Source organism: Bovifimicola ammoniilytica (genome assembly GCF_025567085.1).
GTDB classification, from domain to species: domain Bacteria; phylum Bacillota; class Clostridia; order Lachnospirales; family Lachnospiraceae; genus Bovifimicola; species Bovifimicola ammoniilytica.
Genome location: NZ_JAOQJN010000005.1, coordinates 284238 through 295033, shown reverse-complemented (window position 1 = coordinate 295033; position 10796 = coordinate 284238). Strand labels below are relative to the sequence as shown.

The window sequence follows — 10796 nt, the reverse complement described above, 5'->3', positions numbered from 1 at the left end:
GGGTGTTTTTTGTCTTCATGAGATATATACAAAAATACATGATTTTTATATCATTGATCTCTTGACATAACACCGCTGGACTATTTCTTATTATGCCATAGCCCACTATAATACGTCGCAAACTATGCTGTAGACGTCCTTACAAGAAAGACTTCTACAAAGCACTAGAAAATTTTAAAAAATCCAAATGTACAATTGTAATCACAGTTATTAACACATTGAAAGTTCCAAATGAACCCAACGAATTTCACAGGGCTGGTTTACCCATTTTGATAAATATCTGTTTTTGAAGGACTGAATAATATTGTGTATTCTTGGCATTCATATATTTTAGTAAATCCTTCAATTTTAATGATATCATATCTTTCCTAAATTTCCTATCGAACAAACCACTTCACTAGACACAGCTTTACAAAATACTGGTTTTAATATTGTCAATAAATATGAAGTATATGATAATAACCAATTTTTAGTTTATTCTATAAATCAAGATAAATTTTCAACACTTTTTTTGAGACAATAGGGTAGCATCTCTTAAGTTTTAAACACCAAATAAACACTTTTTTACCCGAAAGAATCTACTTATGTTTAAGGTAATCTTTGCAATGTATATCCATGAAACAGGCAGTGTCGAGGCCAGCATTGACCCAAAAATTCATGTTTCTTTTGATTGTCAAAAATGCAATGCTTCCGTTCATCTAAATGCGCCTTCTGATATTGCATATCTTATAAGGCTTGCAAGGAAGAACCTTGGTTGTATGCCCAATTGGTTAGTAGAGATGGTGGATTGCAAGGGTATGTAGAACCGATAGGTAAGTTGAATCATGAGTTCTTCCCTTATTATCTCTTTGTTAACGTTTTGATATCTTGAAAAACCCTGAAATAAGGGATTTTGGGGTTACGGTGTTGCATATGTGTTGTATGCGGTGGACTACCCACACATTCTCAGAACTACTCATTACTTTAACAAAGAAAGGACTAATACTATGAAAATACATTTTGCTTACTATAACCAATACAAGAACGGAATTGATATTGCTTTTGCTGATAATACACTTCTATTCTTATCCTGTGCTGAAGCTGAAAAGAATCTCCATACTACACCTAACTCTCAAAGGCTTATTGATAACCTTGCAATTGATAATCCACTTATGTATGCTGCACTTGCTCTTGATTGTGAGCTGCAGGCTTGGGCTGATGCTATGGATGAGGATTGATGCAAATATTGACTATTACTAGACATTCCTTTTCATACGGAGAGTTAAAATTTTATTACCCACACTCTGTACGAAATATCTCTAATAAAAAAGTCTGCCCAATCACAAAATCACCCTAATTATCAAATATAATCAACTCTTTCAATTGTTCTATAAATTCAATTATCTCATCATTATCTGTGTTTTTAATATTATTAATTATATCCTCTGGTTTTTTATAATTATTATGTATAATAAAGTTACGAATACTTTCCCGTCCAGGATAAACCAGTACCTTTTCTTTTCGTTTTATTTGTAATCTACACAATTCTTGTAATTCAATTACACACTCATTAATTTGACATATTCTAAGTTGTTCTAATAAAGAAAATCTATCAGTATATACATCATCCCAAAACAAATATCCCTTCATTGTCAAAAACTCTATTATTTTAGGCGACATTTGCATTTCTATTATTTTTTTTGATTTTTTTAAATTAAATATTGTAGTAAGTACAGAATTTGCTATCTGTTCATCTGTTACCCCCATACACTTATAAATTATCTTTTGATTATTTAACATAAGAATAATCGTTCTACTGTCATCTTTACAAAATACTTCTGATTTTACATCTGTGGCACAATTATTATCAATTCCTTTTATGCATTCTTTTATTTCCTCATACGTTTTTTTACCTAGATTTCTAATTTTCTTCAAATCACTATCTGGAAGATTCAATAGCTGATCTGATTTCGTTATTCCTGCTCGTTTTAAACATATACATGCCCTTACAGATAATCCCAATTTATCTAAATCAATTTGCTTTAAAGGTTGGTTTATTTTTATATTATATCTACTACAAATTTTATCAAAATATACAAATTCTTTTTCATTTTTACTTAATAGCTTAATCACCTCATTCAATAAATTTTTCTTAAGTCTTTCTAAATATTCGCTATTATTAACACACCTAAATGCACTCTCTGTTTTTCCCAAAAGAATTTGTGACCTATCCGGATGTCTTAGCTTTCTCAAAGATTTTGCTTCTATTTGTTGAATCCTTCTTTCATTTGTACCATACAATTTTGCTATTTCTTCTCTAGATATTTTTCTTCCATTTTCCAATCCACTTCGTTTTTTTATTACTTCAACCTCTCTATCAGATAGCATCAAAAGTACACTATTTAATAAAGCTTTTCCATATTCTATTTCTGCAGCACTTACAATTACACCTTCACGTCCACTAAATCCATGTGTCTTAAATAATGTCCATTCATATGGGGATTGTTCTCCAATTTCTATTCTATCCCTATATACTCTTATTATTTTTGTACCTTGATATTTTTTTATCTCTGACATTTGTTCTCGATTTCTAGAGTCATCTTCATTTATATATATATCGTTCATAATAAACTTTTCCAATCATATTTATTTTACTATAATCACTAAATTCTCTAACTCCCTAAAAATTTATTTCATTACTCCCACATTTTTCCACATTTTTCACATTTATAGTGACAATGTAATTTTGTAGAAAAAAATCCCCAAAAAGCTGTTGACAGTTGTTTATCTCTCCATTTTGCATACCTTACTTGATATGAACCACAATAAGGACACGGAGAATCCAAATATCTAACTGCCCCCGCTGTCGAATGATAACATATATTTTCTTCACTTCCATTATATGCTATTTTTTTTATTTCTTCTGGCTTTCCGCATTCTGTAAATAAATTATTACATTTGCTGCATCTTCCATAAACCAAAATGCTTCCAAATGCTTTATGTTCCCATCCTGTGTTATTAAAACATCTTCTAGCATTGCAATAAGGACATGGATAATTCTCAAAGAATTCTTTTGATGTAATCGTAGCAATGCCTGAACTATTCATTAATAATGATATATTCTTTTCCTTTAAAGCATTTATTTTTTTTATCCCCTTCTCATTTGCATATGCATCGCTACATAATCTACCATTAACAACAATATACATCCTTGTTAGCTTTTGACCATTTTGTTTATTCACCATATCGACTCGCAATAATTCCTCGTTACGAATATACCTGCCTTCAAAATCAACTACATCATCCGTTTCTTCTCCACTAAATATTTTCACACTTCCGTCTATTAAAAACCAAATCGGTCTTACATTACCATTAAAACTACAATATGCTTCAAAATATTGACCTTCTGGAATATTTCCTAAATACAATGTATTTTTTTTGTATAAATAATCTCCAAATTTAACATATGTATCACCCCATATTTTATCCTGAGTAATGATATCATCATCTATAACTTCAAATGTATCTTCAATATACTCTTCGCCTGTTGAAGAACTATAACCAAGTACAACGCCTGCTTTTTCCGATGTGTAGTAATATTTAGAATACATACTTTCATCTAATGTATAAATATCAACATATTTAGGTATTCCAGAAGTATCCACATAGTTATCATCATTAAATATCATTTCATCAAAATCTTCCAAACATTCTTGACAGTAATAGCCATTATTCATTATAAATTTCCCACAATTAGGACACTTTAGCCATGTAGCTTTTTTCTGTAATCCTCTTATTTCAGATTCAGTTTCTATATTCTTCTCGTCTGGTAACGCATCGAAAGATACTATAACATTTCCAACATACTTTCTTAATTTCTCAACAAAATCATTTGTCTTATTTAAAGATTCATTACCATCAAATTCATTGGCATAAAGTACACCTAATCTATGATATATTTGGCAATACTTATTGCCAATATCTATCCGAGTAGAATTTTCTCTACCCATATTAATAAGACACAATAAACCATTAGGTACTGTCTCTTCCATTTCCTTTTTATCAAAACAATAAATCTTATTTTTAATTTGCTCTGTCATTTCAATGTCAAGATAATCTTGTATAAATTTGATATGTTTGTCATCAAATTCTTTGAATGACGATAAATAGAAGAGAAATCTCAGGATTTCCATTTTTATCATATTACATATAGCATTTCCAAAATCAATGTTTTCACTATCAATATTACTCGCAATATCCAATATCTCAACTATATCATCTTTTAATTTTTTATCCATAATATTCTCCTTTTTTTACTTCAAAATTATTGAATAAAATATACCGTAACAAATTTTTATATCAAAATATTATCGTGCAATTTCACATCTGTCATGTTCTCATTATCGGTTAAAAACTGCCATATGATTAATTTAATTAAATTACTATATTAAAGACCAAATTTATAAGAAAATTATAACACATAATAATTGGGGTATCCATTAGTTTCTATCTAATTTTCTCATACCCCTCCCACAATCTCTTCTGCTTCGCTCCTATCCTCAATATTTCCTGCAAATCTCTTGCCATTGCCTCAACATTAGCGTCCATCTGTTCAACGGTACCAGTACGATTACCTGCTGTAATCTCCCATTGAATACTCTCTTTAGAGTAATATTCCTTAGTCTCCACATTCATATATCCATACAACAAATATGAATAGCCATCGCTTTTCTCTAAGAATACAGGAGCTACTTCTCCTTTAGAAGTTTTCCATCTCATGAGTCTTGGAAACCAGCACAAGCCTTCTTTTATCAGTTCTTTAAATGCCTCAAGTCGCTTGCCAGCTCATTTAATATTCCACTGAATGAATTTCTTGCCTCTATTGTCTTATCTGCTTCGACCTGATTAGCATATTCTTCTATTGTGGGTGCAAATAATCTGAAAGACGATACAAATTTCTTGATTCTATCAAGTAATTTCGCCGCATCTTCTGCTTTTTCAATAGCACTTGCCAGCTCTTGATTTACCAATTGAAGTTCTGACCTCTTTTCATCGAGTTCCTTTGATATATGTTTTGATTCTCTACTATCCATTTCTGATAGTGACTTAGTAATCCGCTGCATACTTTCCAGATATGAAATATCAGACTCCAGTTTTTCTTTTTTATCCGTATATTCTTTTTCAACGGCTTTATTTGCATTAACTGCCCTATCCGATTCCTCCACCTGCTCTTGTAATTGTGTCAAATGCTTTGTCTCCTGAGCCACCTTATACTCCGCAACTGATAAATCGTGATTTCGACCTTTCGACTTTTCTTTTATCTGTTCCCCAAACCAGTCCTCGACTTCTTTATTTGCCACCTCTCGAAGTTCATCCTGCAGCACTCGTGATAACACATCTTTAGTGAATACCTTCCGTTTTGACACCTGCTTGCTAAGACCTTTCTTATATCCACTTGCCACAGTAACTCCAACTATGTGCATATGTGGACTATCCTCATCAAGATGAACCACAGCATTTGCAACTACAAACTGTGATAATCGCTTTCTAAGCTCGTCCAATATTATCTGATATGATAATTTCATATCATCAAATTGCCTCCAGAACTCCCTGTCGCCTATCTGAATGATTATTTCAACTGCCATATCCTGTTCCTTACCTGCAACATGTTCAAAATAATCTTCGATTTTCCGGTCTTGTCGTGTCTGCTTTTTATTATATCTTTCTAATTTGAAACAGATAATGATTTAACTGAACAATTATTGACACAACATAATAATAATTTTGAATATGAAAAAAAGTATGTAAGTGATAGATTGGGAACTATCAAATACATACATTTGAAAAAATAAAAGTTTTATTGTTTTTGCTTATTAATAATATGACTTTTTTATATTGTTATATATTAGAAAATTGATTTTATTTTTTTGGTGTGGCTACTGTGTGTCTACAATGTGGCTACTATTCAAAAAAATGCTTATTTTTTAATTTTTGACATAAAGAAAGCCCCGAAAATTCGGGGCTTTTTGAAATATCAATTTTCTTCTTATTATCTCTTTGAGAACTGTGGAGCACGACGAGCTGCTTTTAAACCATACTTCTTTCTTTCTTTCATTCTTGGATCTCTTGTTAAGAAACCTGCTTTTTTAAGAACTGGACGGAATTCAGCATCAACATGTAATAATGCTCTTGAAATACCATGTCTGATTGCTCCAGCCTGTCCTGTGTATCCACCACCATGTACGTTAACGATAACGTCATATTTGTCTGTTGTATTTGTTGCAACTAAAGGCTGTTTAACGATAACCTTTAATGTTTCAAGACCGAAATATTCGTCTAATGATCTTTTATTTATTGTAATGTCGCCTTTACCTGGTACTAAATATACTCTAGCGATACTCTTTTTTCTTCTACCTGTTCCGTATAATTTTTCTGTTTTAGCCACTGTAATATCCTCCTTTCAGGTTCTAACTAAAATGTTAATACTTCTGGTTTCTGAGCTGCGTGATCATGCTCTGCACCAGCGTATACATGAAGTTTTGTAATCATTTCTCTTCCTAAAGGTCCTTTTGGAAGCATTCCCTTAACTGCTAACTCGATAACTCTTTCAGGTTTCTTTGCTAACATTTCTTTAAGAGTTGTCTCTTTCATTCCACCTACGTAATCTGAATGATTGTAGTAGATTTTCTGATCTAACTTCTTACCAGTTACCTTAATATGCTCTGCATTTATAACGATTACATAATCACCTGTGTCGATATGTGGTGTATATGTTGGTTTGTTCTTACCTCTTAAAACTTTTGCGATTTCTGATGATAAACGTCCTAATGTATATCCTGTAGCATCAACTACGTACCATTTTCTTTCAATTGTTGCTGGACTAGCCATGTAACTCTTCATTGGTTTACCTCCTATGATAATAAAATATTTTTTATATATAAATACTATTACCGGGGCTTTGGCTCAAGTATTTACCTGCTTATTTTGGACAGACTAATAGATTTCACGTACTGTCACAGTTAATTATTATATAACAATGCCGTTTTTGTGTCAACCATATTTTGATAAAGATTGCCCTTGTAACCAACTTTTTCCACATTGCTATTGCAAATTTAATTAGTTATACACAATTCCTATCAAAGTTAAACCCTTAGCCGGAGCTTTTGGTCCTGCCACATTTCTGTCACAAGCCTCTAAGATTTCTTTGACATACTCAGGCGGATATACTTTAAGTCCTACCTTTATGAGAGTTCCGACAATTATCCGCACCATATTATATAAGAAGCCATTTCCGGAAATTCTGATTTTAATAATGTCATCTTCCTTTGATACATCTAATGAATAAATCGTTCTTACCGTATCCGTTACCTGTGTTCTTGCAGAACAGAAGCTTTTGAAATCGTGCTCTCCGACTAAATATTTTGCTGCCTCCTGCATTTTTTCATAATCCAATGGCATATATACAAAATGTGTATACAATCTCATAACCGGATTATCAAATCTTCTATTCAGAATTTTATATTCATATGTCTTTGTACTATCGCAATATCTTGGGTGAAAATCCAATGGAACCTCGCAGGAATCCTGTATTCTTATATCGTCCGGCAGTCGTTGGTTAAGTGCAAAGCACATTTTCTCGGGCGGAATCTTTGAAAATGTATCAAATACCGCAACATTTCCTAATGCATGAACTCCTGAATCAGTCCGGCTTGCACCAATAACCGCTATATCTTCACCTAACATTCTGCTCAATTCACGATTGATTACTTCCTCAACGGTTATTCCATTAATCTGAACCTGCCAGCCACAATAATTAGTTCCATCATAGCTTATAATCAGTTTAACACGCCTTTTTATTGGTTCTTCTACCATATTCAACCTCATTTCCAAATATAAATTATCACATCTTATTATTCATAACAAATGCTGCTTATAAGATAAACACATATTATATCTGATATTTACATCTGCTTTCTTACAATTCTATATTCATCATCTAACTGATAATATGGACAGTCGTAACTTTCATCACTCATAAGTCGTACAACATCATCTTCGTCCATATTTACCTGACACATATAATCTTCATAATCTTCATCATACACATAGAAACTGCATGAATTACAATCACCTGAACTCATTTTTCTTCCTCATTTCACATACTAGTAATTAATATCTTAATCGCAACCATTCCTCCAACAAATGCAAAAATACATAAATATGCTATAAAATCACATCTTTTATATTTAAGCGGCTTCATTTTGGTTCTTCCTTTACCACCTCTGTAACATCTTGCATCCATTGCTGTCGCTAAATCATTTGCTCTTCTAAATGCAGATATGAATAACGGAACTAATATAGGAATCATTGATTTTGCTCTTTTAATTATATTTCCATTATCAAACTCTGCACCTCTTGCTGTCTGTGCTTTAATAATCTTATCGGTTTCCTCCATCAAAACAGGAATAAATCGTAGTGCAATCGACATCATCATAGCTATTTCATGTACTGGAATTCTGATGATATTCATAAAACCTAACGACTTCTCTAAACCATCTGTCAGATTATTCGGTGTAGTAGTAAGTGTCAAAAGTGATGAGCCAATAATCAGTAATACAAAACGCATACCCATTAATGCCGCTTTGACCAGGCCCTCATACGTCATCTTTATGAAACCTAATTCGAAAATGACTCTTCCCGGTGTAAAAAACACATTAAAAAATACACTAATGAATAAAATTACAAATATACTTCGAAGTCCTCTGAATATAAAGCCAAACGGAATCTTTGATATAATAATCACACCTACAAGAATCAAGGCACAAATACCGTAAGTTAAAGGATTTCCACATATAAAAAGCATTAATATAAATGCAAATGTTGCAAATAATTTAGTCCTCGGATCTAACTTATGAATCTTAGAGTCCGTCTGATAATATTGTCCAATTGTAATATCTCTAAGCATTATATTATTCCTTTCATTTCATCTAATGCCTCTTTTACCGTCAATGCATTTCCACTTACATTATAGTTTCTTTCTTTAAGCACATTCATAGCTTTTGTAACTTCCGGAACATCGAGACCGATTTGCTCAAGCTGCCCAACATATTTGAAAACATTTTTCTTAATATCATCAAATACAACTCTGCCGTCATTCATAACTATAAGACGTTCAACGTAATTTGCCATATCCTCCATATTGTGAGATACAATTATTATCGTCTTTGCCTTGTCTGTCTGTAAGCGTTTCAACGAATTTAAGAGATTATTTCTAGACATCGGATCTAATCCAGCTGTTGGTTCATCCAGAATAATTATTTCAGGATTCATTGCAAGTACGCCTGCGATGGCGATTCTTCTTTTCTCACCACCTGACAATTCAAATGGCGAATCATTATAGTAATTTTCGCCTATACCAAGCATTTCAAGCGCATCTTTAGCAGCCTTTTTAGCTTCTTCTTCACTCATTCCTTTGTTAAGCGGACCAAACATAACGTCTTTAAGCACAGTTTCTTCAAAAAGCTGGCTCTCAGGATACTGAAACACTAATCCGACATCAAGATGCAACCTCTTTTTGTCAAAAGACTTGTCCTGAATATTTTCACCTTTATATGTTACCTCTCCACCATTTGCCTTGATTAGTCCATTCATAACCTGTACAAGACTTGATTTACCTGAACCCGTATGACCTATGATTCCTATAAATTCATCATTATATATGTCTAAGGAAATGTCATCTAATGCCTTAACCTCCATAGAAGTATTTTCTTCGTATTTTAGGCATACATTCTTAAGACTTAGAATTGGTTCTATGCTTTTATTTCTGGTATCTTCTGTATCTTCTGTATCTTTTGTATCTTCTGTATCTTTTGCATCTTCTTTATCTTTTGCATCTTCTTTATCTGCTATATCTTTATCATTTTGGTTATTACTTATTTTTTCTATCTCTTTTACAAATTCATCAATCGTAAGAATATCGTACCTGCCGAATTTACCGCATTTATATAATTCGTATGACAATTCCATAATCTGTGGCATATCTAATTTCAATTTCTTAATCTGTTCTACATTGCTAAAGACTTCTCTAGGTGTTCCCTGCAATGCAATTTTACCATCATCTATTACCACAACTTTTTTAGCCATAATCGCTTCGTTCATATGATGGGTTATAAGAATTACAGTTATATTCTCATTTTCATTCAGACTTTTTATTATATCCATAACTTCTTTTCTGCCTTGTGGATCTAACATAGCAGTCGGCTCATCTAATACGATACATTTAGGCTTCATTGCTAATGATGAAGCTATTGCAACTCGCTGTTTTTGCCCTCCTGATAAATGATTTGGCGATTTCTTTCTGTATTTATACATATCGACTTTTGTAAGTGAATCTTTTATTCTGTCCCAGATTTTCTCGGTTTTAACACCCAGATTTTCAGGGCCGAAGCCAACATCTTCTTCAACAGTCACACCTACTATCTGATTGTCAGGATTTTGGAATACCATTCCACATTTTTCACGAATCTTCCATAATTCTTCAACGCTTTTCGTATCATCTCCGTCTATATAAATGTTACCCTCATCTGGTAATAATAGTGCATTCAGATGCTTTGCAAATGTAGACTTTCCCGAACCGTTATGCCCTAATATCGCTATAAAGTCACCCGGCTCAACTTCTATATTAAGGTCATCAAGAATCTTCTTTTCTTCGATAACTTCATTGTTTTCATTTTTAATTCTAACTTTGTATTTAACATTTCTAGCTTTAATTATGCTCATAGACACCTCTAGAGTAAAATCTTTATTATAAATATAAA

11 protein-coding genes are annotated in these 10796 nt (G+C 32.4%); 1 reads left to right on the top strand and 10 read right to left on the bottom strand.

Translation table 11 applies throughout. The annotated features are described in order from the left end of the window. Positions 1-986 precede the first annotated feature (986 nt). Entirely contained in the window at positions 987-1217 is a 231-nt protein-coding gene (locus OCV48_RS08815; protein WP_147591688.1) for a DUF6061 family protein, read from the top strand. A gap of 115 nt (positions 1218-1332) precedes the next feature. Here the strand turns inward: OCV48_RS08815 and OCV48_RS08810 are convergent, their stop codons facing one another. The 10 genes from OCV48_RS08810 to OCV48_RS08765 form a co-directional block, all read right to left on the bottom strand. Then, the gene (locus OCV48_RS08810) at positions 1333-2604 is read right to left on the bottom strand and encodes a DNA-directed RNA polymerase subunit alpha C-terminal domain-containing protein (protein WP_147591687.1); all 1272 of its coding nucleotides are present in this window, start codon (positions 2602-2604) and stop codon (positions 1333-1335) included. Between the two features lie 71 nt (positions 2605-2675). Beyond that, the gene (locus tag OCV48_RS08805) at positions 2676-4277 is read right to left on the bottom strand and encodes a C1 domain-containing protein (RefSeq protein ID WP_147591686.1); all 1602 of its coding nucleotides are present in this window, start codon (positions 4275-4277) and stop codon (positions 2676-2678) included. Between the two features lie 208 nt (positions 4278-4485). Next, positions 4486-4758, bottom strand: a complete 273-nt coding sequence (locus OCV48_RS08800) for a hypothetical protein (RefSeq protein ID WP_262559470.1) — start codon at positions 4756-4758, stop codon at positions 4486-4488. Positions 4759-4790: 32 nt separating this feature from the next. Beyond that, complete coding sequence (locus tag OCV48_RS08795; RefSeq protein ID WP_394803261.1) at positions 4791-5720, bottom strand: plasmid recombination protein; 930 nt, start codon at positions 5718-5720, stop codon at positions 4791-4793. Positions 5721-6028: 308 nt separating this feature from the next. Next, complete coding sequence (rpsI, locus tag OCV48_RS08790; RefSeq protein WP_021983219.1) at positions 6029-6424, bottom strand: 30S ribosomal protein S9; 396 nt, start codon at positions 6422-6424, stop codon at positions 6029-6031. 26 nt (positions 6425-6450) lie between these two features. Beyond that, positions 6451-6879, bottom strand: coding sequence for a 50S ribosomal protein L13 (rplM, locus tag OCV48_RS08785; protein ID WP_021983218.1), 429 nt, complete (start codon positions 6877-6879; stop codon positions 6451-6453). A gap of 216 nt (positions 6880-7095) precedes the next feature. Beyond that, on the bottom strand, positions 7096-7851 hold the full coding sequence (truA, locus tag OCV48_RS08780) for a tRNA pseudouridine(38-40) synthase TruA (RefSeq protein WP_021983217.1): 756 nt from the start codon (positions 7849-7851) through the stop codon (positions 7096-7098). Positions 7852-7940: 89 nt separating this feature from the next. Beyond that, positions 7941-8120: a DUF6472 family protein gene (locus OCV48_RS08775; RefSeq protein WP_021983216.1), complete on the bottom strand. Its 180-nt coding sequence runs from the start codon at positions 8118-8120 to the stop codon at positions 7941-7943. 14 nt (positions 8121-8134) lie between these two features. Continuing rightward, positions 8135-8944, bottom strand: coding sequence for an energy-coupling factor transporter transmembrane component T family protein (locus OCV48_RS08770; protein WP_147591685.1), 810 nt, complete (start codon positions 8942-8944; stop codon positions 8135-8137). Continuing rightward, entirely contained in the window at positions 8944-10758 is a 1815-nt protein-coding gene (locus OCV48_RS08765) for an energy-coupling factor transporter ATPase (protein ID WP_147591684.1), read from the bottom strand. The genes OCV48_RS08770 and OCV48_RS08765 overlap by 1 nt, the downstream gene beginning before the upstream one ends. Positions 10759-10796: the final 38 nt, after the last annotated feature.